The organism is Bradyrhizobium sp. USDA 4449, assembly GCF_054056275.1.
The window spans coordinates 3,603,671-3,630,142 of the sequence record NZ_JBSRYD010000001.1; the positions used below are offsets into that span (position 1 = coordinate 3,603,671).

Consider the following 26,472-nt stretch of genomic DNA (forward strand, 5'->3'; position numbering starts at 1 on the left):
TAAAGCGCGACGCAGCGTGCCAGAGTTTCTCTGCGTGTATAGAAGGCATCACGGATCTAATCGGCTCTCAGGAAGACACGCCGTTTTGCTTCCAGAAGATGCTCATCCAGCGTCTCGTGCAGCGTACGCCGCAGCTCCGGCGCGATCGAACTGTCTGTGTCGATCAATTGCCGAAACTTTCGAATGATGTGTTCTATCGTTGCAATAGTTCCGAGTGCTTCCATCCTCTGCCAGGGCATCATCAATTGATCTCCTTTGGCGCGTCGCGCGCTTCGTCGCGGGACCTAACCTCGGCAACTGGGGCTCCAACAGCCTCCAGCTCGACCAAGACTTGGCTATCGGGCCGCGCCCCTCGGTGGGAATTGTTTTGACCATTACTTGCCACGACGATGGTCCCTCGAAGTACGGCACAAGGGCCACTCATTCGCCGGCTGCACTATCCCTTGCGTGTCTAAGCGGCACTGTTGGCCACAACGATGCAGCATCACCAGCTCGGTTGTCAGGCGTTTGAAACCGCGATCAAGCGATTGAGACGAGCGGCTGCAGCGCCGCGATCAAGCGATTCTTGTCCAAGCGCCACGCCCTCCCGCAGGCTCGAGGCTCGCCCGGCCACCACCAGTGCCGCCGCCGCGTTCAAAAGTGCAGCATCACGAAAACGACCAGGCATGCCATTAAGCACGTTTTGTAACCCAACGGCGTAAGCCTCGACATCGCGGCTCTCCAGCGCATCGGCGCGGTAGCGGGGGAGCCCGGCGTCTTCGGGCGTCACGTCGAACGTGCGGACCGTACCCGCCTCAAGCGCCGCAACAAAGCTTGTGCTGGTAAGGGATATTTCATCGAGCCCATCCGAGCCGTGTACAACCCACACCGAATCGGCACCAAGGTTCTTCAGGACGTACGCCAAAGGCTGCACCCATTCCGGAGTGAATAGTCCAAGGACCTGCCGCTTGACCCCGGCCGGGTTGGACAGGGCCTCGATCAGATTGAACATCGTGTGGGTTCCAAGAACGCCGCGGATCTGGCTGACGCGCTGCATCGCCGGATACTCGGCTGACGCAAACATAAAGCCGATGTCGGCTTCGCGCACACAACGTGCAATTGCGTCGGGCCCGAGGTCGACCTTTACGCCGAGGCGTGCCAACAGGTCGGCGGTGCCTGATCGCAACGATGCCGTGCGGCTGACATTCTTCGCAACGGGAACGCCGAGGCCGGCGATGATAAAGGAAGCGCACGTCGATACATTGAGCGAACACTTAGCGGTATCGCTCGTGCCACCGATATCGACAGCGTCGCACCGGGTTTCCACCTTGGGCATCAGATTTCGCATTGCGGATGCGGCGCCGGTGACTTCTTCGACCGTCTCGCCGCGGACCCTCATCCCAACTAACAAGCCACCGATTTGGGAGGGAGTTGCGTCACCCGACATCATGCTGTCGAACGCTGAGGTAGCCTCCTCACGCGTCAGGGTAGCGCCGGTGACGACTTTGGCGATGATTGACTTGAGCGGTTCCATCGAACTTTATACGTTCCTTTGTCCAATCTAGGCCCGACCGCCAGCCAAGCGTCTCTGCAAGCGGAGTGCCTTGATGCAGCCGGCGGTCTGTCCGCACTCGCTTTGCCACACTGGTCCTCGAGACGGCCGTCGGATGAACGTGGGCATAGGTGGCGACGCTACAACCTGACGCTACGTGAGGGTCAAGTTCTCTCCCGATGGTGCGTCCATAGGATATCGTGGCGGATCAGAGCACTGCCGCTATGTGTTGCCAGAACAATAGCGTTTGTCTCCGCCCGCTTGCCCGAGACGTTCGATCCGCATCACAAGGCGTCTGGCTTTCGGGGGCGCCGTGGCGGCACCGCTGAGTGGCTTTTGGCGCACTATTCCCGATGCTGAGTAGATTTTGAGGCCGAGGTCAGTTGCTCTGCGAAATCGAGTGACCAACTGTAATCAACCTACGCCGTGCGGCCTTGCCGGAGCGCTAGACGCATGCCTTTGCCGGTGCTGCACGAAGGATTAATTGCGCGCGAAGTGGGACGACCTTTAAGCGCGATTCGAAGGGATCTGCATTTTTCACTTCGATCCGCTCCTTTTCTCGCCGCCATCTCGCCTGGAGATTTCGTAGCGGCAAAAGGGTGTCTTGCTTCGATCTCAGGCAGGCGGTGATAGCGGTGCGATTTGGTATGAGACTACTACAAAGGCGGAGCACGTCCTCCATGCAAGCGTCTTTCTCCTCTGAGGTCGGCGGCCGATCATCCGCGTTGACCGGGGCGAGCATTGCAGCTGTCATTGCAATGCCAACAGCGATGGCGCGGTAGCAGAGGCGGAGGCGCGAAGCCAAGTAAGTTCGTCGTATCTGAATCATGACGTCCCTTCGGGTAAGTTGATCTTCTTCTTGTTCTTGGTGGGTGCCATCACCCGCAAACCGGGAAGGCGGATCTGCTTAGCTAGGTGGTGTCGGTAAGCCTCGACGCTCTAGCATTGCCGTTCTCACTGCATGGAGCTTGGCTGCTGACCGGTCCGGGAGGCGACACCTTCCGACAGAGGCCAAGGAAAGACGGGAAGGACCAGGCGGGTCCCGATGGAACGGGTGATGATTTGAAGCTGCTGGGGGTTGGGCGGGCGGTGCATCCGACGGCGTTAGCAAGACGCATCGCTTGGGTCTGCCTGACATGATCTGAGATACTATGGCGTAGTCTAGTCGCCAGTCCCATAGGTACCGATACGTGCGATCCGGTCCAAAAGTGACTGGAGCAGCAACGGCCTTGGGTAACCTTCGTAGGATGAGGTTGCGCTCTCTAATAAGTGGTCCCAGGCGAGGGTAGGTAATTGAGACGTTCGCTCTCCTGCCATGTCAGCTGTCTTCCGATTGTTAGAGGTGATCCCCACCTGTCCAGGACCGTACAATCTAACGCCACGTTCGATTCAAGTCTCTCTGCGTCGCTGGTTTGAAGCTCTCTGCGCCTGTGCACGATAGGTTTCGTCTGCGATACGCACTCGGCGGCATCTGATTAATAGTTGTGGACTAGCACTGGCTGCTTCGGTAGCCAGACACACGAGCGTCGCCGCTACGTGATGATACGGAGCCTCGGTGTCGCAATTCTTTGATCTACGAATTGCATGCTCTCGGCATGAATCCTAAAAGTAAGCACCAGCCAGGTCATTGGCGAAGCCGCGCGGAAGCAACGCGAAAGAAAGCGGCAGCCCTCGCCGACGGAAAGGCCAAGGACCGGCTGCTGAAGATTGCCTTGGAATACGACAAGTTGGCGCGCCGGGCACAGGTGTGGCAGACGCGCAAGAATGAGGACGATACGCGGCCTGAGCAAGAGCTGTAGAGCGTTGCTACGATCAGAAGGCCCCATCCTGCTGGCGTATCCCGACGCTACCGCTGGGCACATATCGCTCAGCAAGCAAGTCAATACACCTGCACGAGGCGTTCTGGGATGAGCGCGGTGGCCTGATCGTCGCATGCCACACGCTCGTGAGAGCAAGCCAGCCGCCTGCCCAATTCCTGTTTCAGGTCACCTTCGTTCGTCTGGTTACCGAAGCGATCTTCACAAAAAAAGACTACTGAGAATTAATTCTCTCGTCGCATCAGACGAATTGTCCAGAACGCCACCTCTGGGCGACGGTGACCTTCTATCTACTAGGTTTGGCATTTCGTCGCAGCTGGAACGAGGTCTCTGTGTCGCCGATTTGAGGCATCTGGGTTGTCGACATCTCGTTTGCGGCCGCTGGAGCAGCGCAGTCACTATCAAGGCGCAGCGCGGAGTGCGCGGCCGGCGTCAGCTTGCGGCCCTAGCAAGGAGTGGTGCTTGTAGCCGCTCGCTGCTATGGCCGGATTGTCTCAGAAGAAGGCGACGATGACCCAGTAGATACCCGCCCAGAGCAGCGCATTTATGAGCAACGCGGCCAAAAGCCCCCAGTTCCAGCTCTTTCCCACTTGCCGGGAGCGACGATCGGCGCCCAAATGCGTGATCGTTGGGAGTTTTGTTGAGCGCCAATGTGGCATGTCATCTCGCTGACCGCTGTCTAAACCGTAGATGCCAAGCTTTGCATGCCTCCTGTCATCCATAGGTTTGCAGTCCTCTTTCATAGGGAAGTATCAGAAATAATGTTCGTTGCGCGGGGGCATTTGGCCGATCGATTGCCCGTACATCGTCGGTACAAGTCGCGTCTGTGAGCACAGCAAGTGACATGCCACGAGCCAGAACTGTCGTCAGCGCTTTTGATGAGGTGGGTTGGTCACGCGGACCGCTGTGCGATGTCGGACACGCGACACTCCTGTCGGGGACAACACCCGCATTAGCAGCAAATAGTGAGCGCTTCGCGAGCGACATACCGTGGACAACTCGCTAGGAGCTGCATCTTGTCCTGTAAAATCCGTTGATATCCAGTTGCGAACGACGAGATCGACTAAACATTGTTCCTGACGGCTAGCTTACGACGGAGATAGCAGCCGAACGCTGGTTCGGAGAATAGAGATGCGGACGTCTGCGGTTGTCCGCGAGGCGATTTGGCCGCGATAAGGCTGAATCATTTTCACATAAATGGCGCATTGGGACTGTTCAGCCTTGGCGAGGACGTCGCGGAGGATCAAGTACCTTCTCGAGAAGCAGCAATGTTGCGCCGAGCGATCTGCAGCCACTACTGGTGTTGCGAGCATCGTGCGATCTAGATGTCGCAGGCCACAGTAGGGCATGCCATGATGAAGGCTAATTCACTGAAGACGAGGTTAGGCCAAGAGTCGCTGATTTCGTGTGGGCAAGCGGGGCACTGGGTGAACAGTCAACGATTCAATGCTCGCATCGGATGGGCCAATCGCGGATTACATAGGAGCGCGAAATGCAATCGGCCGTTCGACTCGCCGAACGCGCAGATCGCGGGGCGCCCGTCCGCAGGCAACCAGTGGGGACGAGGGCGTCGGTTCGAGCATTAGAGGATTAGTAGGAGGAGAAGGAGTGATGATAGACATCTACGGCTTCTGGGGCTGGTACCCTATACAGTGGTTTTGGAACGTTGGACCGACAATCGAGCAGCTTGACATATTGCGAGACAACGTCATCTACGTTGACTTCAGAGCTATTCGAAAGGCAAAGGAGCAGGCGTGCGAGCCCAGATGATAGACAAGCTGGAGGCGGGCCGCGTGAGACACGGCCCCTTAGCTACTGCTCCAGGATCAGGCCCTGGCGGTCTTTTCTTCGTGCAGGGGCCTTGCGGGTGTGAACTCAAGATCAGTGCATTTGTCCGTCCCGGCTGGGAACATGTCGCAGTTTCAACCCCGCGGCGTTGTCCGAACTGGGACGAGATGTGCTTTGTCAAAGACCTGTTTTGGCATGAAGAAGAGTGCGTTATGCAACTGCATCCTCCACATTCGCAGTATGTGAATAACAGCCGATATTGCCTTCACTTGTGGAGACCCACCTATAGAGACATTCCGATGCCGTCTCCGAGCTATGTAGGCGTCGTTGGGCTAAGTCCTGGGGACGCGGCAGCGTTATTCGCGCGGATGAGCGCGACAGCGTGATGGGAGCGCAAGGTGAGACCGGGGTGGTGCGGAAGCACCGATTTGGTGCCCATGAGTAAGCCGGACATCCGGGTTATATGTCTGTACCGATCGCCTTGTGCAGTGAGCACGGGGCTGTGGCCGCAGAATTAACTTCTACGGTGCAGGAGCAGCTAACAACAAGTTCCGACAGAATGACTGCCGTTGCGCAGACGGTGATGAACTTGGCCAACAGCAACGCCCACGCTTAGTCGGGCCGACCGGCGCGCAACTGGCCGATCCTACGGCAAGAGTGTGGCCGCGCCGCAACGCGGCAGTGGTGAGATCGCGAATTGATAGGCGTCATTGGCGAAGGCCGCTGCCCAGGAAGTGCGCCCGCATTCCACAACTAGGGGTGTCGTAGCTGTGAAAGGTTGTTAACTCGTCGGCCGCAAGCCTGCGGCTGCATCCGAGCTCATGTCGGAGGTGTTGAATCACGGACTCGCTGTTGGAGAGGCCAGCTTCTCCGGTGGTCAGCTCGCCGTCAGCTTGCAGCAATATCATTTGTACGTGGGCTGCAAGCAGCGCGCGTTCTCTCTGAGAAGCAGGCGAACCGGCATGTACAATCGGGTTAGTGGCCAATATACGCAGCTCAATCAAGCTGAGGAACCGAGTAGGTCCGCCAACGGTAGTGAATTCACGCAAACGCTCACCGATTTGGCTCGTCAGGAGAGTCTGTCATCTGGGGAATTGTCTGACCGAATGGGACTCTGCTGCAGCAAGCCGCATAGCTTGGATGCAATCACTGAGAGTCCAGGCACTTCGCCCCGTAGCCTATCCTCTCTGTCCTCCCGATCCGATTCATCCCCTGCAACGGGCTCTGTCCGTCCTCTGTTCGAATACAGGACTGCTGAATTGCCCGGGGCCAATGTCAGCGGAATCTGCGTTGGATTGGCAGCGGAGTGGCTCCTCAATCTCCCAAGCAGTCCCTCATCCCGCATGAGGGCTCTGCGTCCGGGTGCTGAAAATCATCGCTCAGCGGCGATGCGGCAGCAGCGGTATGAAGAGCTAAAGACACTTGTGCGAAGGGAGAATGCTGAAGGGTCAAATGACTTCCGGGCGAAGAGTTCAATGTTGCGGGAAGCAGGTCTAGAACCCTCCACCGCAGAGACGCGATATAGGTTTGGTACATCCTCGCAGATTGCCCCGATCGTCGACGAGCTCGCCCACGAAGCGTCAGTCTACTTCGTGACCTTACGTTTCGCCGCAGGTGGCGGACACACAATTGCAACCTCGACGTCCAATGGAACGACGACGCTCTTTGATCCTAACTATGGGGAATTTACTATTCGGTCAGAGCAGATGCGCGCGCTCTTCAAAAGCCTGGCCGATCGTTACAGCAGCTTGAACGGACATGATATATCCACCGTGGTAACACAGAGAATAACGTGAGCGGGCGCAGGTTGCAACGGAGCTTGCAGGATACCGCGCGCGGAGCCTAGTCGGTCAATGCGAGACACACCGCCTACTAGGTGCACTCGTCACTATTTTTGGGATGCTCGGTCGTGCTCTCGACTGAAGCTCTCAAGTAGGGCGAAGGACGACGAATGTTCAGCGATATAGGTTGGACGATCATTCAGGTTTGCGAGCCCGACATCTTACGTCAAAAAGCCTGGATGGCATGCGCTTGCACTCAGGAAGGACATTTCTGGCAGGATTACCGATACCCTGCGCTCAATCGCGCTACAGCATACGGTCAGCGACTAGGCATCCACGGTGGCGCAGAAGCTGCAGTTCGTGCGATTTGGAGTCATTGTCGGCCGTTGCTATGCTGATTTCCCAACCAAATAGCTGCTGCTTATGGCGTTGGCATGCCGTCGAACAAAAATCAATCCTCGATCGCTGCGTGCTTCGCAGTAGTCCGCGCCGTGCCCTCGTTGCCGCTCTTGATGTCGCCCTCGGTGAACAGGTCATCCGCGGGCTGGCCTGTGACAATCATGTGCGTTCCAAACTGCTCAATTGAGGTGGCGCGGAGCTGGACGACAAAGTCGTTTTAGAAGTTAAACGCCGAAGAATGCGACGAGATCTGCTGAGTTAAGGAGCCGGAATTCTCTTCGCGCGATCGAGCGTAAGCGGGTTATTAAGCTGATCCGGAAGACCGTCGCCCACCAGGGTGGATTTGGTCCTGGTCTAACGCTGGAAGCAGCGCGGGCGGACTCGACGATGGTCGGGCTGGATGGATTAGACGCTGTCTCTGCCACGCCCGCACTACTGGTGAAGTTAGCAGAAACGTGACTCGGCGCTGAAATCCCCACGCATACTCGGGGCTAGCGCTGTCCCTACCACGCGCCGCTAACTTCAACATTGATTTACACCGACAAGCTTTCGAAAAGCTGACGAACTGACGCAGTGCATTAAGCCAGAGCGGCTTGTGGAGGTCCGTGCCCACCTGTCTTGAAAGCAGACATGGCCTAACGTACGACTGTTGTTTCCTTTGAGAGCTTCTGGCCACGTATATGCCACGTGACAGCGAGAAGGGGCAGCAGGATGCAAATATACCCAGCCCGTCGATGATGCGAGCGCGCGGTCAAGTGTCGCCTTGCGGGGGGACCACCACACGAAAGGACGTCCGACACGCGCTAGTCGTCAGACATACTGCACCAACTTGAGGTAATCGTCTGTGAGTACGGGAGAGCGAATAGAGCAAGCCGCTTCGTCAAGAAAAGCAGCTAGTCTCCGATTGGCCCGACTGCAGGCTTCGACAGTTTGTCGTGCCGGCGCGCGAGTGCGGAGAGATGCTAGTTCAGAACCGACCATGTCGGATGCAGCCGCGGCACAATCTGAGGCTGAGAAGCAGCCAGCGGACATGACGGCTTTTGCCAGTCCCAATGTGGTGAGCCAACCTGCATAAATCAGGACGGCACCGTCAGTCTCATTGAGGCCAGAGAGCTCGTCGATCGCAGCAGCATGGATCGATGCCGCCCCAACCGACCGAAACAGGTCCGCTATTTCGTGGCGCGTGGCCTTGGAGAGGAGGCAGCGGCCGAGATGTGATAGGAGCGCCTCAGTCGGGCCTTCGAAGATGCGGAGGATGCGAGCGTCCCGGTAGATTTTAGCCAAAGGCGTTCCCTCATCATAACCGCGGCCGCCCAGCAGTTGAACGCATTGATCGGCGACAAGGCCGCACCACTCTGAGGCCAAAACCTTCGTTGCCGACGCAAGGTGGACGTTCGGCGCGCCGTGCAGTGAAAGAAGCTGGCAGGATGCTGCCAGCATCGCCTTCACCACTTCCCGCCGCAGCACCATCTGTCCAAATAGCTGCTCGATGTAACTGTTCTCGATCATGCGCACTTTACCAAGCCGGCGATGGGTTGCATAAGAGGCCGCAATCTGGATGGCACGCTCTAGGGCCCCAAGACCCATAGCAGCTACACCGATACGGCCGCGGTTCATACTCGATGTCGCCGCTCCCCAGCCGTCTTGATCGCCGGAAAGCACGTAGGAGCGCGGCAATTCAACATCCTGGAACTCCAGTGTATTCTGAATGATGCCACGTAGACCGAGGGTTCTATGCTCGTGGGTCACCTTGAGGCCTGGAGCCTGCCTGTCAACGAGTACAGCAACCAACCGACCTCTGGCATCGTTCTGTCCTGACGCGCGCGCAAAGCAAACGATCCAGCGAGCCCAATCAGCGAGGCCGATCCAGATTTTGCGGCCAGAGATACGAACTGTATCGTCCTGGACGAAAGCCGAAGCCTTTATATGTCTCGGGGCAGACCCAGCTCCAGGTTCCGTCAAAGCGAAAGCGCAGAGATCGCCGCGTGTTGCTCCCCGAATGATAGCGCCTCGTTCGGGGATGTGCGGGGCCGCTTCGATGCAAGGCAAGGCTAGAAAATTATGGATAACGAGGGTCGATGCAGCGGAGACATCGAACGATGCCGTGACGGAGATGAGATCGATGGCCTCGTGCAAGGGGAGAGCTAATCCACCCAGCTCTCTTGGTGCGGTGAGCCCGAACAGTCCATGCCTTGCCAAAATGCTGTGTAGGGTCGGAGGGAATGCTCGGCGGTCATCCGCGTCTGCGAAATTCAACTGACTGAGGTCAGCAGCCAAACTGGAGTATAGTGCGGTTGCACGACTCTCAGCTGAGCGTTCCTGCTTCGCCTCGAATTGAGCGTAAACTTGGTTGTACATGGGCATAAAGCCACGATGATCCCAATCATGTTTCGTGCCAATTCATCCCAGCGGCTAGCTCCGCTACACATTGGTATAGTGTGGATGCAAGCAAGTATAGGCTTGTTGGCCGAGGCCACAATTCCTGACTGCCGTCGTAGCCGGCGAGCTCCTATGCGGAGTACCATGCCGTTCCCATCATCACATGGAAACCCAAGAAATTGAATGCGAAGCAAGCAGCACGAACTTTAGTGGGCGTTTAAGTCTAAGCGCGTCGTGACCCGACCTTCGCAGCAGGGAAGCTGAGGGGGAGCCGGTCCGAGATGACTACATGAATAGCGTCAATCATCACTCCTCCGGGATACTTTGGTGACTATGAGAACGAGCATTGTCAGGGTTCAGACAACCGCGTTGGCCACAAGATTTAGGTGCGAAACGTCACGACGGAATTTTATCGCTTTCGGCTACGTGACACGGAAAAGGTTGGTAGGTCGGTCGAAAGCTGACGGCCGAGCCTGGTCCTGCCGCCGAGCACTTGGAAAAACCGATGGGCAGCGGATGACAAGGGCCTAAGGATAATCCATGCAAAAACCCTGGCATTTGCCAGGGTTTCGCGAGTCATGGAGAAATTGAGAACCTGGATCAAAAATCCATGCCGCCCATACCGGGGCCAGCAGGAATTGCTGGACCAGGCGTAGCCCTCTTCGGCAACTCGGCAACCATCGCTTCCGTCGTGATCAGCAGCCCCGCCACGGAGGAGGCGTTCTGAACTGCGATGCGCACGACCTTGGCGGGGTCAATGATACCTTTGGAGAGGAGATTGCTGTACTCTCCTGTCTGTGCATCGAAGCCGAAGGAGTACTGCTCATTATCGAGCACCTTGCCGACCACGATCGATCCGTCTTCGCCGGCATTAATTGCGATCTGGCGTGCCGGCCAGGACAGTGCTTTGCGTACGATCTCAACGCCGGTCTTCTGGTCGTCGTTCTGGGTTTGCAGGCCCTTCAGCTGCTCGGAGGCACGGAGCAGGGCGACGCCGCCGCCGGGGACGATACCTTCCTCGACAGCCGCGCGGGTCGCATGCATCGCGTCATCAACGCGATCCTTGCGCTCCTTCACCTCGACCTCGCTCGCACCGCCGACGCGGATCACCGCGACGCCGCCAGCGAGCTTGGCGAGACGCTCCTGGAGCTTCTCACGGTCGTAGTCCGAGGTGGTTTCCTCGATCTGCGCCTTGATCTGGGCCACGCGCGCCTCGATGTCGGCCTTCTTGCCGGCGCCGTTGACGATCGTGGTGTTCTCCTTGTCGATCATCACCTTCTTGGCGCGACCGAGCATGTTGAGCGTGACGTTCTCGAGCTTGATGCCGAGATCTTCCGAGATCGCCTGGCCGCCGGTCAGGATCGCGATGTCCTGCAGCATGGCCTTGCGGCGATCGCCGAAGCCCGGAGCCTTGACGGCCGCGACCTTGAGGCCGCCGCGCAGGCGGTTCACGACCAGGGTCGCGAGCGCCTCGCCTTCGACGTCCTCGGCGACGATGACCAGCGGCTTGCCGGTCTGCACCACGGCCTCGAGCAGCGGCAGCAGCTCGTTGAGCGAGGAGAGCTTCTTCTCGTTGATGAGGATGTAGGCGTCGTCCATCTCAACGCGCATCTTGTCGGCGTTGGTGACGAAGTAGGGCGAGATGTAGCCGCGGTCGAACTGCATGCCCTCGACGACGTCGAGCTCGGTCTCGAGCGACTTGGCTTCCTCGACAGTGATGACACCCTCGTTGCCCACCTTCTTCACGGCGTCGGCGAGAAACTTGCCGATCTCGACATCACCATTGGCAGAAATCGTTCCGACCTGGGCGATCTCGTCGTTCGAGGTCACGTTCTTGGAGTTCTTCTGGAGGTCCGCCACCACAGCCTCGACCGCGAGATCGATACCACGCTTGAGGTCCATCGGGTTCATGCCGGCGGCAACCGACTTGGCGCCTTCACGCACGATTGCGGCGGCAAGGACGGTCGCGGTAGTGGTGCCGTCGCCGGCAGCATCCGCAGCTTTCGAAGCGACTTCGCGCACCATCTGCGCGCCCATGTTCTCGAACTTGTCCTCGAGTTCGATGTCTTTTGCAACCGCAACGCCGTCCTTGGTAATACGCGGCGCGCCGAACGACTTGTCGAGTACGACATTGCGCCCCTTTGGACCAAGTGTGACCTGCACGGCATTGGCGAGAATGTCGACGCCGCGCAGCATACGATCTCGCGCATCTACTCCGAACTTGATTTCTTTCGCTGTCATAGAGAATTCCCTCGATTCCAATTGGTTCAGCGCCCCCAGGGGCCTCCTCAGAAGGAGGTGAGCTGCGCAAGTCCAGAATTAGGCGGCCTTCTGCTTGGAGAACACTTCGGTGAGGACGCCCATCACGTCGCTCTCCTTCATGATCAGTAGATCCTGGCCGTCGATCTTGACTTCAGTGCCTGCCCATTTGCCAAACAGCACCCGGTCACCGACTTCGATATCGATCGGAATTAGCTTGCCGCTCTCATCTCGGCCGCCTGGGCCAACTGCAATAACTTTGCCTTGCGACGGCTTTTCTTTGGCTGTGTCCGGAATGATGATACCGCCAGCGGTTTTCTCATCGGCGTCGATGCGTTTAAGCACGACGCGATCGTGAAGTGGTCGAAAATTCATTGAAGTCTCCTGAACGTTTGAACAAGTTGAAGTTGGACACAATGTGACCAGCCTCACTACAGCAAGAGTCGGACCATAATCAGTGTGGCGATCTAGCCTTCCAATTCTGCTGGATCACTGCGGGGCTGCGGGTGACTTTGTCGAGAAGCAAACGCGCTGACCGGCACAGTCCGCTCGGCCGTTGCGAAAGTGACATCGCGCTTCTTCCAAAATCCGTATTCTGGCCCGGCCTGTCGCGCGCCATGGAAAACTGCCCCCTCATATTGCCTCAGATGACAATGTTACCGAAGCGCACCCTGGTGTTTTTCTGGATCGGCTGCCGCGAGTCGGAGCAAGCTGCTCGCGAAGCGCGCCCTACAGAGCGCCGTAGCGAGCGAGCGGCTTGCGGTGCTTCGGCGAAAGAACCTGTCAGGATTTAAATACTAAGGCACGAAGCTTGGCCCGATAGTGTGATCTCTGTGCTGCTGATGAGCTGTCGAGCGGCCTTTGATCGCCAATTCTTGACCAATCGCTGCACCGTGCGCCGCTGATGGCCGCTGAACCGACCGGGCGCATGCGCTTCCAGCCGGGAGAGAAGATCGACCGCGGACAAGTGCGGAGCCGCGGCGAGCCATTCCTCGATGATGGGAATGTAGGGGTCGAGCATCGATGGCCGACGTGGCACAGGCTTGCGCCGCACATAGCGACGACGATGAATGCCCCGCTGCTCACCCTGTTTCCAACCGTCGCCGAGCTCTCGGGCAAAGGCCGCTAAGTCGCTATGCCCCTGCGCGACAGTCATCGCTGGCTTTCCAGCCCGTTGATCGACGCGCTTACCCAGCTCATTCTGAGCGTCCCGCATTTGTGCCAGCAATGCCACCGGATCAAGCGTCCGGTAAATCTCCCGCAGCCGACCTTTGAATGCCTCATTGAGCCTCGGGTGGACCAATGCTCTTTCGTACGGCGTAGCGGGAGGAAGATAGCGCTTGATCATCTTGGCACCTTCGCGGTGCTTCTCCTTCAGCTTAAACGAGGGCTGGAAGAAATTGATGTGCAGCCGTGCCGCAGCAAACAGGCGAGCTAATGAGCGAGCGGCATCAATGCCTTCAAACCGCCCGTAGCCCACCAGGCGGCGAACGATAGCTCCGTTCTTTTGTTCAACGAATGCCTGATCGTTCTTCTTGTAGGCCCTGGAACGAGTGACTTCGACATCGTGAGAACGGCACCACGACACGACCGTGTCGTTCATGAAGGCGCTGTCGTTATCAAAATCTAGCCCCCGAATGGGCCAGGGAAATAGGTTCTGCGCCCGCTCGAGAGCTTCGATCACAAGAGCTGCTTCACGCACGACGAGCGGAAAGCATTCGGTCCACCCCGTTGCGATATCCACCATTGTTAGCGTCTGAATGAACGCGCCAGATACGGACATGCCGCCGTGCGCAACCAGATCCGCTTCGCAGTACCCCGGCGGAGGTGATCCCCAGTCATTGAATGTACGCACCGGGACTTGCCGCCGTACGGCACTAGAAAAGCCCGCCCGCCGTCGGCGCCCTCCGGCTGCTGCGATCTTTACGTCGCTCAGCAGGCGATCGATCGTCGCCGCGCTCACCTTCAAAACCTTCGACCTCTCATCGGCAGAAAGCTTCAATCTGCCGTGCCGTTCAAGTGCCGGAAGCAAAAACGGGATCATCGCGACGAGCCGCTTACTGCAGAGCCGGTCAGAGGCGTCCCAGAGCACAATCAGTGCAACGCGAATGGAAGCTCCGTAACTGCGGCCCCGTCGCCGCGGCACGGCCGATCCCGATGCCCCGTCCACCGACAGTGCTCGGATCGCGTGCTTACGATGCCATCCCGTAAGGGCACACAGCTCGTCCAGGATCCGTGCCTTCTCGAGCCGTCCGCTCGCCCGATAACGCTCCACCAGCGCTGATGTGATCTCGCGCTTTGCGCGCATGCTGATCTTCCCTGCCATACCCGCCACCGAACTGATTCGGCAGCTCCGCCCCAGACACGACAGGAAAGTTGTCCGGTAACATTTTTAGTGAGGCAATGCGCCCCTCGGCGTCATGAGGAATTGCCCCCTCCTTGGATAGCCGAGGAGAGAGTGAATGAAAGAGGAACGAATCGCGGAAAGCTCGTCGTGGATTGATCCACGGGGGCAGGTGATGAAGACGCCGGATGACGTGGCGGAGATGTTGCGCCTGAGGGCGTGCGGGTGGGGTCTGAAGCGGATTGCGCGGCAGCTGGGCTGCAGTCATCACACGGTGAAGGACTACGTGGCGGCGGGCGGGGTGAAGCCGTTCAAGTCGCCTGAGCGGCCGAAGCGTCTCGACGGCCTTGAGGGTTGGCTGCGCGAGAGGCTCATTCGGCATCGCGGCAATGCCGACGTGGTGCGCCAGGACTTGTTGGCCGAGCAAGGCGTGGCAGTCAGCCGGCGGACGCTGCAACGCGCCGTGCAGCCCTATCGTCAGGCGCTGAAGGCGGAGGCGTTGGCGACGACGCGGTTCGAGACGCCGCCAGGCCGGCAGCTGCAGATCGACTTCGGCGAGCGTCTGGTCGAGATCGGAGGGGCGAGAGTCAAGGCATTCGTGTTCGTGGCAACGCTTGGGCATTCGCGGCGGCTGCATGTGCGTGCGTTCCGGGCCGAGAGGCAAGAGCATTGGTTCGCCGGCTCGAGAGCACATTCACGACCTTCAGCGGTGTGCCGGAGGAAGTGCTGATGGATAATCCCCGGGCGCTTGTCGTGCGCCACGACGCCGTGAGCCGGTCGGTCCAATTTAACGACAAGCTCATCGCGTTCGCGAAGCATTGGGGCTTCCGTCCTCGCGCCTGCGCGCCGTATCGGGCGCGGACGAAGGGCAAGACGGAGAATGGCGTCGGTTACGTGAAGAAGAACGCGATCGCGGGGCATTCCTTCGCGAGCTGGGAGGCATTCGAGGCGCATCTGGCCGGATGGGAGCGTGAGGTGGCGAACGTGCGTATCCACGGCACGACCGGGGAGGCGCCGATTGCTCGCTTTGCGCGTGACGAGGCACATCGGTTGAAGCCGCTTAGCGGGCAACCGTCGTTCGGATCGTTGCGTGAACTGACCCGCGTCGTCGGGCACGATTGCGCCGTCGAGATCGACACGAACAGCTACTCAGTGCCGTGGCGCCTGATTGGCGAGCCCGTGGCGGTAACGATCGCGGCCGGGGAAGTGCGGATCCGCCATGGATTGCACCAAGTTGCGATCCACAAGCAATCGGATGGACGCCGGCTGCGGATCATCGACACCGCTCATCTCGATGGTGTTGCTGGTCGCAATGGCGCGGTCCGCCGGGCTGAGATCGCGGCGGCGGTGCTGGCGCCGTCCTCACCCCCCTCGTTGTTGCGCCCTCTTGCCGAATACGAAGCCGTGGTCGGAGGAAGCTTCTGATGGCACGGGCAAAGAAGATAATGGAAGCAACGGCCGATCCGCTCGATGCCATGCTGGCGCGACTGCAGCTCTCCGGTATCCGCGATCAGCTCGACACCCTGCTCGACGAGGCGGCGCGCGCGAACCTGTCGGCGCGTGAGACGCTGATCCTGCTGTGCGAGCGCGAGATCGCACGCAAGGACCATCGCCGCATAGAGATGGCGCTGAAGCTCGCACACTTCCCGGCGGTGAAGGAGCTTGCTGGCTTCGACTTCGAGGCGCAGCCATCAATCGATCCAAAGCAGATCCGTGATCTTGCCGCATCACGTTGGATAGCCAACGGAGAAAACGTGCTGCTGCTCGGGCCGCCCGAGTCCGATTCATACTGCCCACCTCGCTATGCCATTATAGTTCAAGCTCTCTTTGGCGGAGATCGCCAGACGACGGGCGCCGGAAGCGCCGCGCCTGCGCGGCGTTCCTGACCTCGGGGTGCTCCAGATCAGGCGCCTTGATCACCCAGGGTGCGCCCTTGCACAGCTGGTGCGCGGGCAAGCTTCGCTCCGCGATCAGGCGGCGAACCGTCGATGGGCTGACCTTCAACGCAGCGGCGGCTTCGTCCAGAGTGATTTCTCCTCTCTCCATGCGTTCGCCTTCCCGGTAGGGTGCAATAGCTTGCTGGTTGCGCAAGTGACGAACGCGGGCGCGGGTCCAGCTGTTACCGTGCCCCGTCGACTTGCCCGCTCGGTTGAGGACCGCCGCGATCGTGCCGTCGGGCATCTGGCGTGCCAGAACACGCACGAGATCAATGACATCTGCGGATGTGCTCCAGCGGTGTTGGCCCGTGCGGTTCTTTCTGGTCTCTAGCGCTGTGTGATCGCCGCCCTGCCAGTGGATCACAAGCTCAATTGCCGCATCGCCGACGCGTACAACGATTTCGTGGATTAAGGTTCGGATGATCCGCTTGCGCGTGGCAGGCGTCGCCCCAGGACTGTTCCAGGCCCGCTCCAAATCGGAGCCAAGCGCAAGCAACCGGTCGCGATCCGCCTCGCTCAGAGGACTCTCCGGCTTGGCCAACAGTGCACCGCGCTCTTCCTCGAGCGCGCGGACGGCCAGCAGGCGTTCATTCCAACGTCGCTCCAGCTCGCCGGCGACCAGGCGATTGTCGGGATCGACAGCCTCATATCGCCGACGAGCCCGAGTGGCCTCATAGCGCGCTTGCTCAAGAGAAAGTTCAAGTTGATGCAGCTTCTCGGCGTGCTCCCGGCCGCGGTCCTCCATGGCAGACAACGCAGCCTGGACTCCGAGCGGTTGCAGGCGCGCGATGACTTCGACGCTGATTGCGGCATCCACACGCAGGTCGCCGAATGAGATGCATGGCTCTCCGCCATGATTGATCTGGCTACCGCGGCAATGATAGCGCCCGACGTTACTGTGCGTGCCGCTGTAGGCAACGTGAAGTTTACGACCGCAGTGACCGCAACGAAGGAGCCCTGCAAGAAGGGCCTCACCGCAGCGGACCGAGCCACGACTCATGAAGCTCTTCCCATTGGCGTTATCGGTGATCAAGCGCTGATTCCTCTCGAACTCCGCCCATGTAATGTAGCCCTCATGGTGGTCCTTGATCAAAACCTCCCAGTTGCTGCGCTCCCGGCGGAAACCCCGCACGATTCTCTTGCGGCCGGCCTCGATCGTCACCCGACTGCCAGAACGCCCGAAGGTGTAGGCGCCAGCATAGATCGGATTGGTAAGGATGTGGCGGATCGTGTTGTAGACGGGTAACTTCCACTCGACGTGACGTCCCTCGGGGCCACTGCTGACTGCAGGCAAGGCGATTCGCTCTTGCCGTAACCATAGGTGAACCTGGCGCAGCGTCTGCATCTCGGCGAACTTGGCGAACACGAGTGCGAGCGCCTCCTGAATGCGTCGATCAGGATCCTTCTCGATCTGATCGTGGGAGACTTTGATATAGCCGATGGCAACGTTGAGGAAGAGCTCACCCCTGCGCGCCTTTTGCTTCAAGGCCTCAAGCGAGCGCTGCCGAAAGATCGACAGCTCCATCTCGCTCATTGTGCCCTTCATGCCGAGCAGAAGGCGATCATTGGGATGGCGCGGATCGTAGACGCCATCCTCATCGACGATCAGCGTTCCAACGAGCCCGCAGAACTCCAGGAGCGTATGCCAATCCCTGCCGTTGCGGGCCAGCCGAGAGGCCTCAATCGAGACCACAGCGCCAACTCGCCCTTCGCAAATCGCAGCGAGCAGCTTCTCGAACCCAGGACGCGCGGTGCCGCTACCAGAGCGACCGAGATCATCATCGATCACGATCACCTCGCTCCAGCCCAGCTGGCGCGCACGGTCGGCCAAGCCGTACTGGCGGCGCTGGCTCTCTTTGTTGTTGATAACCTGGTCGGCCGTCGACTGACGAATGTAGATGACGGCCTGGCGAGCAAGGTGCTCAGGCGTGATCTTGCTCACCGCTGTCCTCCCCGCTCACGTTGCATGTCTCGGCCGCGCTGTCGGTGAACGCTTCGGCCAGAAGCTCCTTTAAGAGCTCCAGCATCTGCTGGTGGGCTTCGATCGGAATGCTGCTGTATGTTGGAGGGCTCTCGAAAAGATCCCCCTGACGACGTGATGCGTCCGCCATGTCCGCCTCCTCGCGAATGGGATGATTCCCTGGAAGAGGAGGCTAAGACCGCATCGACGAGAACGCGCACCTCCAGCAGACGATCCACCGGAAGCCGCGGATCAGCTATCAGTCGGAAGGAAGCGGCGGCGGGAGCCGCCATCCATGCCGGCAGAAGCGTTAACGTGGCATCAGGCTGTCTGATAACAAGATGCGTCTCATCGCCAAGCCGCTTGCAGGCGACAACAACGACTGACGCTCCGCATCGCGGATGAAACGGGTAGAGGATCTCAATCTCGGATCCTAGACACCCGGCATTATGACGCTGGTTCGCCAGGCGTAGGTAAGACGCACTTGTCGATCGCGCTCGGGCGAGAGGCGATCCTGGCCGGATACACGGTGCAGTTCACCACGGCGACGACGCTGGTCGCTGGCCTTGCCAAGGCGCACGGCGAGCGACGCCTGGACGAGAAACTTCTCGCGCTGTCGAAGCCAAAGCTGCTCATCGTCGACGAACTCGGCTACTTGCCTCTTGAACCTGACGCGGCCCATCTGTTCTTCCAACTGGTCAGCCGGCGATACGAAACTGGCGCGATGCTGATCACGTCGAACCGCAGCGTTGCCGAATGGGGTACGGTGTTCGCCGATCCCGTGGTCGCCACCGCGATCCTTGACCGGCTCCTGCATCACAGCCACGTGCTGACGATCCGCGGCGACAGCTACCGACTTCGCGCCAAGCGCAAAAGCGGCCTCATCAAGACGCCGACCGCCGGTGACGGCCCTCCGGTCGGCTCCGCCTCCCTCCGGCCCGTCACCGGCGGAAACAACCTTCAACCGAGATCATAATCCGATGGTGGGGGCAGTTCTTCGTGACGCAAAGGGGCGCATTGCCTCACTAAAAATGTTACCGGACAACTTTCCTGTCGTGTCTGGGGCGGAGCTGCCGAATCAGTTCGGTGGCGGGTATGGCAGGGAAGATCAGCATGCGCGCAAAGCGCGAGATCACATCAGCGCTGGTGGAGCGTTATCGGGCGAGCGGACGGCTCGAGAAGGCACGGATCCTGGACGAGCTGTGTGCCCTTACGGGATGGCATCGTAAGCACGCGATCCGAGCACTGTCGGTGGACGGGGCATCGGGATCGGCCGTGCCGCGGCGACGGGGCCGCAGTTACGGAGCTTCCATTCGCGTTGCACTGATTGTGCTCTGGGACGCCTCTGACCGGCTCTGCAGTAAGCGGCTCGTCGCGATGATCCCGTTTTTGCTTCCGGCACTTGAACGGCACGGCAGATTGAAGCTTTCTGCCGATGAGAGGTCGAAGGTTTTGAAGGTGAGCGCGGCGACGATCGATCGCCTGCTGAGCGACGTAAAGATCGCAGCAGCCGGAGGGCGCCGACGGCGGGCGGGCTTTTCTAGTGCCGTACGGCGGCAAGTCCCGGTGCGTACATTCAATGACTGGGGATCACCTCCGCCGGGGTACTGCGAAGCGGATCTGGTTGCGCACGGCGGCATGTCCGTATCTGGCGCGTTCATTCAGACGCTAACAATGGTGGATATCGCAACGGGGTGGACCGAATGCTTTCCGCTCGTCGTGCGTGAAGCAGCTCTTGTGATCGAAGCTCTCGAGCGGGCGCAGAACCTATTTCCCTGGCCCATTCGGGGGCTAGATTTTGATAACGACAGCGCCTTCATGAACGACACGGTCGTGTCGTGGTGCCGTTCTCACGATGTCGAAGTCACTCGTTCCAGGGCCTACAAGAAGAACGATCAGGCATTCGTTGAACAAAAGAACGGAGCTATCGTTCGCCGCCTGGTGGGCTACGGGCGGTTTGAAGGCATTGATGCCGCTCGCTCATTAGCTCGCCTGTTTGCTGCGGCACGGCTGCACATCAATTTCTTCCAGCCCTCGTTTAAGCTGAAGGAGAAGCACCGCGAAGGTGCCAAGATGATCAAGCGCTATCTTCCTCCCGCTACGCCGTACGAAAGAGCATTGGTCCACCCGAGGCTCAATGAGGCATTCAAAGGTCGGCTGCGGGAGATTTACCGGACGCTTGATCCGGTGGCATTGCTGGCACAAATGCGGGACGCTCAGAATGAGCTGGGTAAGCGCGTCGATCAACGGGCTGGAAAGCCAGCGATGACTGTCGCGCAGGGGCATAGCGACTTAGCGGCCTTTGCCCGAGAGCTCGGCGACGGTTGGAAACAGGGTGAGCAGCGGGGCATTCATCGTCGTCGCTATGTGCGGCGCAAGCCTGTGCCACGTCGGCCATCGATGCTCGACCCCTACATTCCCATCATCGAGGAATGGCTCGCCGCGGCTCCGCACTTGTCCGCGGTCGATCTTCTCTCCCGGCTGGAAGCGCATGCGCCCGGTCGGTTCAGCGGCCATCAGCGGCGCACGGTGCAGCGATTGGTCAAGAATTGGCGATCAAAGGCCGCTCGACAGCTCATCAGCAGCACAGAGATCACACTATCGGGCCAAGCTTCGTGCCTTAGTATTTAAATCCTGACAGGTTCTTTCGCCGAAGCACCGCAAGCCGCTCGCTCGCTACGGCGCTCTGTAGGGCGCGCTTCGCGAGCAGCTTGCTCCGACTCGCGGCAGCCGATCCAGAAAAACACCAGGGTGCGCTTCGGTAACATTGTCATCTGAGGCAATATGAGGGGGCAGTTCCGGAAGGCGTTTGACACGGCCACTTCAACATTCCCCGGACGCGCATTGACCGATCAAAACGCCGCGGGTTTCGATGCCCGTTTCAGGGGTGAACTCGGCTATCTGGCGACCCCATTTAGCCGCGGTGGCCCCGCGAAGCCTGCGGTACAGAAGCCTTATCAAAGAGGGGGCTCGCCGAATCTGCGCGGTTCATCGATTGCGAAATAAGCATGTAACGATCTCGAACAATAGGACGCGAGTTCCTGTAGAGAGTGGCTGGCTGATGAGCACGTTGCAATCAACTAAGTGCGTGTGGCGATGTAGCCGTGTCGCGAGCCTGTTCAGTTGATTCCTGCGCATTCGTGATCGACCGCTCGTGAGGAAACTTGTAGGATCGCTTGCGTACCGCAACGCGTGCCTCGGTTTTAACAGGGTGCGTTCCTGGCAAATCAGTGCGAGCAAAGGCCGCCGGACAATTGCAAAAAGCTAAGGCGACGATATGCCCCGCTGGGCCGCGTTTTACGGGATGGCTTCGAGAGCGGCTTCGCTAGGCGCACGATATGCTTCCGATATGATGTCGATGGCACGCAAACAGCTGCCGTGCAGCAGGGAGATCGGCGGACATATGAAGCTTATACCTTGATATACGTTGTGCAGCGGCTTTTGGCGTGTGATGGCAAGCTTCAAAGTCGAACTTCGCCTGATCTCCGCGCACCATGGAAAAGCAGCTGTGTCGTCCGTAGAAGTACATCAGCACATCGTCTCCCTTCTGGAAAAGCCGAATCCCATCATTCTGGATATCGGCTGCAACGATGGGACTGACACGCAAAAGTTTCTCGAGTTGTGTCCGCAACCCGAGCTCTACTGCTTTGAGCCGGATCCCCGAGCGATCGCTCGCTTCAAGACGAAGCTGGGATCCTCCCTTGGTAGGGTGAAGCTGTTTGAAATAGCGATTAGTGATCGAAACGGGACAATCGACTTCCACCCAAGCAATGCCGATGGGGATGCGAGGGATTGGGACCTATCCGGCTCAATACGCCGTCCAAAGAACCATCTTACTGAGTATGAATGGGTGCGCTTTGATCATCCTGTATCGGTTGAAACGCGTCGGCTGGATGACTGGTGCAGCGAAGCAAAGCTGGACGAAGTTGACTTCATCTGGATGGACGTTCAAGGAGCCGAGGCCGACGTTATCGCAGGCGGCATGCGGACCTTGAGCAAGACGCGCTTCATTTACACCGAATATAGTGACCGCGAGCTCTACGAAGGGCAGTTGACCCTGCAAGCCATTCTCAACTTGTTGCCATCATTTGAAGTGGCGGCTCACTACCCTCGCGCTGTGGAAGGTGATGTACTGCTCAAGAATGTGCGTGCGTAGCAGCTGCTCAGATCTGCTCTCGTGTTGTGTGGCTTGCCTTACGTGACGCGCTTCATGGGTAGCCCGGTTGTATTTCACTTCCGAGCAGGGCGCGGCCAGCGCTCTGGAGCGTTCCTTCATTCAACGCTGCGTGCTGGGCAACGACGAAGCTGTCGCACATGGCGCGCGCGAGAGTTCCTGCGGTATAGAGCGCCTCAGTTCCAGCAAGACCGCTTGCAAGCCTGCAGACCTCAGCCCCCTGCCGCGCAGCGTTCGTCGCGGCGAGCCGCATTAGCATTGTGGCGCCCAGAGTTACCTCACCCGTAAGCGCTTGCTTCCACAGCTCCTCCGTGGCCTTGTAAAAAAAACGAACGAGCGGAGCGTAGCATCGCTTCGGCTTTGGCGATTTCAAGCTGGACGTAGCCACGCTCAGCCATCACGGGCGCTCCAGTGATCGAGACGCGGCTTCCTGCCATGGTGGTCACCTCGTCCAAGGCAGAGCGCGCAATGCCGATTCCCACAATCGCGTGCGCCTGGGCAGCGAAAGCCACAGAGGGATAGCGATAAATCGGGCCATCAAGTGTCGGTGGACCGCCGCGGATCAACGTCCATTCCTCTGGCACTATGACATTGCTGACAACAATGTCGTGGCTTCCCGTGCCTTGCAACCCGATGACATCCCAATTGGGCCGGATTGTTACCTTCTCGGCCGGCATCACGGCTACGCGCGGGAGGTCACCAGTCGGATCGTCATCTACAGTGATACCAAGTCCTATCAGATCCGCTCCCGGCGAGCCGCTCGCGAATGGCCACACGCCGTTCACGACAAATCCACCGGTGCATCGCTTGGCTTGCTGGAGCGGGAAAAGCGCACCCGCCAATGCGACGTCGGGTCCATTGGCGTACACATTTCGAAGCGTGTCGTCCGGAAGAGCAGCGAGGTAGCGAGCTCCATCCCCAAAGCTGGCGACCCAGCCCGCAGATCCGTCGACTTCGGAGATCCGCTCGATCAGGCGGCTAAAGTCCGCGGGCGTCCGCTCCTCGCCGCCGAAACGCTTGGCGACCATGGCCCGGTAGACGCCGATACGTCTGAAGCCGTCGATGCTCTCTTTTGGAATATCTTCTGAGCGCGGCCAAACTCGTTGCGACGCTCACGGATCTCAACGAGTAGGGAGGACAGATCAGCCCAGGTCGAAGCGGTGGCATGGGTTTCGGCAGGCATCGTTTCTGTTGGAGCGTTCATAAATTGTCCTCCGTGTCTTGAGCGGATCACCATTGCGCGTTACTCATGTGGCTTGTGCGTGTGGCGAGGCCAGGTGGATGATAGCGGCTACACGGTAATCCGAAGCTGTCGCAGTTGATCTGGAATGCAGGGGATTGCACCCGGTGGCTTCCCAACCTAAGGGACCGGGGAGTTTCACAAGGATGTAGCTGTTGCAGCTGGCCTTGACGCTGGGTTGCCGAGCAATCGATAAGCGGCGGTGACAAGAGCCGTCCTTGCCGTCCTGGGGCCTGCGCCATTCAATGGGGGCATGCGGTGTCATGTCTGCTCCAATGGACGCGTCGTCACATTCGGGACATGCCGAGCCGTACCAGGTGCGGAACTTCTGATTTGCGTTCGGGACGGCGTCCGAGCCTACGGCTTCTTTTCCATTTTCCCACCAATCGACGTGCCATTAAGCATGTCTGCCGCCCTCGTCTTAGTCATGCGAGATCACTGCGCCGTGCCGGCGCAATGCGCGTGGTTCGTGTTTGCTTTCAGACGAAAATGTCATTCAGTCAACAATCCGCAAGAAAAGACGACCTTGGCGGATCTCGACCGCTGACCGGCTGGATTCAACGTTCATGATAAACGCGAAGGCGTGCTCCGATCTCCCGGCGCTACCGACAGCCTCATTTGCTTTCGAGCAACTGCCAGTAAGTGAGGTAGAGGCGGACCTTCGCACGGCAGGTGTTAAACAAGTGTACGAGGGCAGCCTCGGTAGTTCGAGCTGGCTCCAAAACTGCCCGCCCATGCGAGCGAAGACGAAGCGCTTCGAACAGGTTTAGGCTGTTGGAGGTCCGCTTCGCCTTTCTGCGTTCTATGGTAGCTAAATTTATGACTTGCGTGGCCCATTGCGGCCTGTCGCTGCCTGATGCTGAGCATCCGTGGCTACTACCTCAAACGAGCAGTCATGCTGCTCGCTGTAGGCGGTCTTCAGTCCCTGATTGAGCCTGTTGATAAAGTATGTGAGCCGCTGACCCAATAGAGACGTTTGTGCGGCAAGTCGCAATAGAAATCGTGTCGGCTCGGAAGTCCAGAGCTCGCGACTGCTCCGAAGCTTATCGCTTTCAATCGGGCAACCAAGAGTAATGCTGCCGCGCGCGCTATGTGCGTGTGTTGATGCTGGCCACCCGCTGCCGACATGAGTACGTACAACGGGAGGATAGCTAAGAGGCCACGCATACCGCGGGGCTTTTCCGAGGCGATGACAATTGTGAATTGGACAGCATCCGACGCATTTGTTCAAGACAATGGACCATCAAACAGCGCCTTCCCGAAATGCAAAACCGGACTGCGGATGATTTGCCGCGGGTGTGAAGATGCTAGCCCTAGCTCACAATATCCACTTTTCCGGTTTCGAACCGATAGAGGCCCCCCACGACCTTCAGCCGGTTCTGCTCGACCGCATCGTTCAGAATCGGGCCCGTCGCTCTGAGTTTGTTGACGTTGTCGATCACATTCTGTCCAATTGCTTTGGCGAATATGTCGCCGTCTTGCTCTAGAGATGCCTTGACTGAAGGAGCAAGTGCTTTGACCAGGGATGAGATGTGCCCCGGCGGCGGCCTATTCTGATGCAGCGACTTGATTGTCGCGTCTATCGCACCGCAATGATCGTGGCCAAGTACGAGAATCAGTGGCGTGTTGAGCACTGAGACCGCATATTCCATACTGGCGATCGTATCATCGTTAGCGAAGTTGCCGGCAACGCGGCAGACAAACAGATCACCAAGTCCGCTGTCGAAGACAAGTTCGGGCGGGACGCGGGAGTCGGCGCAGGTTAGAACCGCCGCATAGGGATTTTGGCCTTCGACCAAGACCGGGCGCTCGCGCCTGAAATCATCGGCTCGTGGTTCGCCCTGCACATACCGATCGTTTCCCTTCAGCAGCCGCTGCAGAGCAGCATCCGGCGCGAGCACGTTGTCTGGCTTTGGCTGTCCCCTTGCGTCCTCCACATCGACAATGTTGCTGCCGAGTCCGAGAAATACTGTCGAAACACCGAACAACAACAGCGCCCGGCGCGAACGCGCGAACTTGGTTAGGGAGTCCATGTTTAGAGAATGGTCTTCGTGCATGTGTCGCCTCATCGCGCGGCCTTATGCCAGCCGGTGGCTCGGGCTTCCGCTTCGCTACAGAGCCAGCGTTCGCCTCGCTTGTTCGTCATGTCGATTTGTTCATATCCAGGTTGCAGCGGCATGAGATAAATGCGCTCGCCGCTGCGATGGGTTCCCTTTATCAGGCACTCGGGGGACGGCGGTTCAGACAGCAGGATGGATCCTAGCAAAAGTTCCTGAGCGTCTACCGGAACCGAGTTTCCACCCACGATAATTGTGGCCCTGTTGCGGTTACGCCAGTCCCAGGGCGCGATGAACGCCCCGGACCAGAGCCCTGCATAATTTGTGCTCGCCACCAACTCATAGATCACGTAGCTATGTTGAGCTGCACCAGCCGATAGCGCCCAGCCTGAGCGCACCATCCAAGCATTCACATCCTCGCCTTCGATCAAGCAATTGCCTAGGGCGCGCCGTTGCTCATCAAGTCGTTGAGTCTGACAATCCCACGTTCGCCCATTCGCGTGCTTGATAAGCTCGTCGCGAGCGGCTACGCCACAGGCCCACTTTCGGCCTCGGGCGTCGAGGCAAATCTGATCGGTCTCAGGAGCTTCGATTCCAGACAGCCGAATGGTGGTTTGCTCGATCTCAATCGTGTTCCCGTCGAGGATGCGCGGAACACCGCTGAGCGTCGCCGCGCACACCGGAGATGTAATGAGTGCGAGTAATGCGAACATTGTTCCGCGGCGCATCATCCCGACAATATCCTTTCGCTCCTGATCCATGCTCACTGCCGATAGATTAGGCTGTTTGATCGCGTTATATCCGGC

At 58.9% G+C, this 26,472-nt stretch carries 18 protein-coding genes and 3 pseudogenes; 8 read left to right on the forward strand and 13 right to left on the reverse strand.

What is annotated here, in order from left to right:
• Positions 1 to 56: 56 nt before the first annotated feature.
• Together ACVIIW_RS16790 and trpD are read right to left on the reverse strand one after the other, a co-directional pair.
• Complete coding sequence (locus tag ACVIIW_RS16790; RefSeq protein ID WP_456701732.1) at positions 57 to 242, reverse strand: hypothetical protein; 186 nt, start codon at positions 240 to 242, stop codon at positions 57 to 59.
• A 257-nt stretch (positions 243 to 499) separates the two neighbouring features.
• The gene (gene trpD / locus ACVIIW_RS16795) at positions 500 to 1,513 is read right to left on the reverse strand and encodes an anthranilate phosphoribosyltransferase (protein ID WP_456701733.1); all 1,014 of its coding nucleotides are present in this window, start codon (positions 1,511 to 1,513) and stop codon (positions 500 to 502) included.
• A 1,586-nt stretch (positions 1,514 to 3,099) separates the two neighbouring features.
• Between trpD and ACVIIW_RS16800 the strand changes: the two genes are divergently transcribed.
• A complete protein-coding gene (locus ACVIIW_RS16800) occupies positions 3,100 to 3,330 on the forward strand; it encodes a hypothetical protein (protein ID WP_456701734.1) in 231 nt (76 codons plus the stop codon).
• Positions 3,331 to 3,842: 512 nt separating this feature from the next.
• Here the strand turns inward: ACVIIW_RS16800 and ACVIIW_RS16805 are convergent.
• On the reverse strand, positions 3,843 to 4,070 hold the full coding sequence (locus tag ACVIIW_RS16805; protein ID WP_456701735.1) for a hypothetical protein: 228 nt from the start codon (positions 4,068 to 4,070) through the stop codon (positions 3,843 to 3,845).
• A gap of 1,044 nt (positions 4,071 to 5,114) precedes the next feature.
• Between ACVIIW_RS16805 and ACVIIW_RS16810 the strand changes: the two genes are divergently transcribed.
• Both ACVIIW_RS16810 and ACVIIW_RS16815 read left to right on the forward strand, forming a co-directional pair.
• On the forward strand, positions 5,115 to 5,522 hold the full coding sequence (locus tag ACVIIW_RS16810) for a DUF7694 domain-containing protein (protein ID WP_456701736.1): 408 nt from the start codon (positions 5,115 to 5,117) through the stop codon (positions 5,520 to 5,522).
• A 720-nt stretch (positions 5,523 to 6,242) separates the two neighbouring features.
• Positions 6,243 to 6,932, forward strand: coding sequence for a YopT-type cysteine protease domain-containing protein (locus ACVIIW_RS16815; RefSeq protein WP_456705180.1), 690 nt, complete (start codon positions 6,243 to 6,245; stop codon positions 6,930 to 6,932).
• A 1,194-nt stretch (positions 6,933 to 8,126) separates the two neighbouring features.
• Here ACVIIW_RS16815 and ACVIIW_RS16820 read toward each other — a convergent pair.
• The 4 genes from ACVIIW_RS16820 to ACVIIW_RS16835 all read right to left on the reverse strand — a co-directional run bounded on the left by ACVIIW_RS16820 (position 8,127) and on the right by ACVIIW_RS16835 (position 14,280).
• Entirely contained in the window at positions 8,127 to 9,674 is a 1,548-nt protein-coding gene (locus tag ACVIIW_RS16820) for an acyl-CoA dehydrogenase family protein (RefSeq protein ID WP_456701737.1), read from the reverse strand.
• Positions 9,675 to 10,295: 621 nt separating this feature from the next.
• The gene (gene groL / locus ACVIIW_RS16825; protein WP_456701738.1) at positions 10,296 to 11,936 is read right to left on the reverse strand and encodes a chaperonin GroEL; all 1,641 of its coding nucleotides are present in this window, start codon (positions 11,934 to 11,936) and stop codon (positions 10,296 to 10,298) included.
• A 78-nt stretch (positions 11,937 to 12,014) separates the two neighbouring features.
• On the reverse strand, positions 12,015 to 12,329 hold the full coding sequence (locus tag ACVIIW_RS16830; RefSeq protein WP_456701739.1) for a co-chaperone GroES: 315 nt from the start codon (positions 12,327 to 12,329) through the stop codon (positions 12,015 to 12,017).
• Between the two features lie 415 nt (positions 12,330 to 12,744).
• Positions 12,745 to 14,280, reverse strand: coding sequence for a DDE-type integrase/transposase/recombinase (locus ACVIIW_RS16835; RefSeq protein WP_456701696.1), 1,536 nt, complete (start codon positions 14,278 to 14,280; stop codon positions 12,745 to 12,747).
• 136 nt (positions 14,281 to 14,416) lie between these two features.
• Between ACVIIW_RS16835 and istA the strand changes: the two are divergent.
• Both istA and ACVIIW_RS16845 read left to right on the forward strand, forming a co-directional pair.
• A pseudogene (gene istA, locus ACVIIW_RS16840) lies at positions 14,417 to 15,723 on the forward strand (IS21 family transposase).
• Positions 15,724 to 15,743: 20 nt separating this feature from the next.
• Positions 15,744 to 16,073, forward strand: a pseudogene (locus ACVIIW_RS16845) (ATP-binding protein); the annotation flags it as partial.
• A 34-nt stretch (positions 16,074 to 16,107) separates the two neighbouring features.
• Here ACVIIW_RS16845 and ACVIIW_RS16850 read toward each other — a convergent pair.
• Both ACVIIW_RS16850 and ACVIIW_RS16855 read right to left on the reverse strand, forming a co-directional pair.
• A complete protein-coding gene (locus ACVIIW_RS16850; protein WP_456701740.1) occupies positions 16,108 to 18,177 on the reverse strand; it encodes a recombinase family protein in 2,070 nt (689 codons plus the stop codon).
• The gene (locus ACVIIW_RS16855; protein WP_271591124.1) at positions 18,158 to 18,346 is read right to left on the reverse strand and encodes a hypothetical protein; all 189 of its coding nucleotides are present in this window, start codon (positions 18,344 to 18,346) and stop codon (positions 18,158 to 18,160) included. The genes ACVIIW_RS16850 and ACVIIW_RS16855 overlap by 20 nt, the downstream gene beginning before the upstream one ends.
• Before the next feature lie 306 nt (positions 18,347 to 18,652).
• On the opposite strand from ACVIIW_RS16855, the pseudogene ACVIIW_RS16860 reads away from it, so the two are divergent.
• The 3 genes and pseudogenes from ACVIIW_RS16860 to ACVIIW_RS16870 form a co-directional block, all read left to right on the forward strand.
• Positions 18,653 to 19,171, forward strand: a pseudogene (locus tag ACVIIW_RS16860) (ATP-binding protein); the annotation flags it as partial.
• A 119-nt stretch (positions 19,172 to 19,290) separates the two neighbouring features.
• Positions 19,291 to 20,826, forward strand: coding sequence for a DDE-type integrase/transposase/recombinase (locus ACVIIW_RS16865; RefSeq protein WP_456701696.1), 1,536 nt, complete (start codon positions 19,291 to 19,293; stop codon positions 20,824 to 20,826).
• Between the two features lie 877 nt (positions 20,827 to 21,703).
• Positions 21,704 to 22,351: an FkbM family methyltransferase gene (locus ACVIIW_RS16870; RefSeq protein ID WP_456705181.1), complete on the forward strand. Its 648-nt coding sequence runs from the start codon at positions 21,704 to 21,706 to the stop codon at positions 22,349 to 22,351.
• A 52-nt stretch (positions 22,352 to 22,403) separates the two neighbouring features.
• Here the strand turns inward: ACVIIW_RS16870 and ACVIIW_RS16875 are convergent, their stop codons facing one another.
• The 4 genes from ACVIIW_RS16875 to ACVIIW_RS16890 form a co-directional block, all read right to left on the reverse strand.
• A complete protein-coding gene (locus ACVIIW_RS16875; protein ID WP_456701741.1) occupies positions 22,404 to 22,628 on the reverse strand; it encodes a hypothetical protein in 225 nt (74 codons plus the stop codon).
• 19 nt (positions 22,629 to 22,647) lie between these two features.
• Positions 22,648 to 23,397, reverse strand: coding sequence for a hypothetical protein (locus ACVIIW_RS16880; RefSeq protein WP_456701742.1), 750 nt, complete (start codon positions 23,395 to 23,397; stop codon positions 22,648 to 22,650).
• A 1,525-nt stretch (positions 23,398 to 24,922) separates the two neighbouring features.
• Positions 24,923 to 25,666, reverse strand: a complete 744-nt coding sequence (locus tag ACVIIW_RS16885; protein WP_456701743.1) for a carbonic anhydrase — start codon at positions 25,664 to 25,666, stop codon at positions 24,923 to 24,925.
• A gap of 8 nt (positions 25,667 to 25,674) precedes the next feature.
• Positions 25,675 to 26,427 (reverse strand): thermonuclease family protein, encoded by a 753-nt coding sequence (locus tag ACVIIW_RS16890; protein ID WP_456701744.1) that lies wholly within the window; start codon positions 26,425 to 26,427, stop codon positions 25,675 to 25,677.
• Positions 26,428 to 26,472 lie beyond the last annotated feature (45 nt).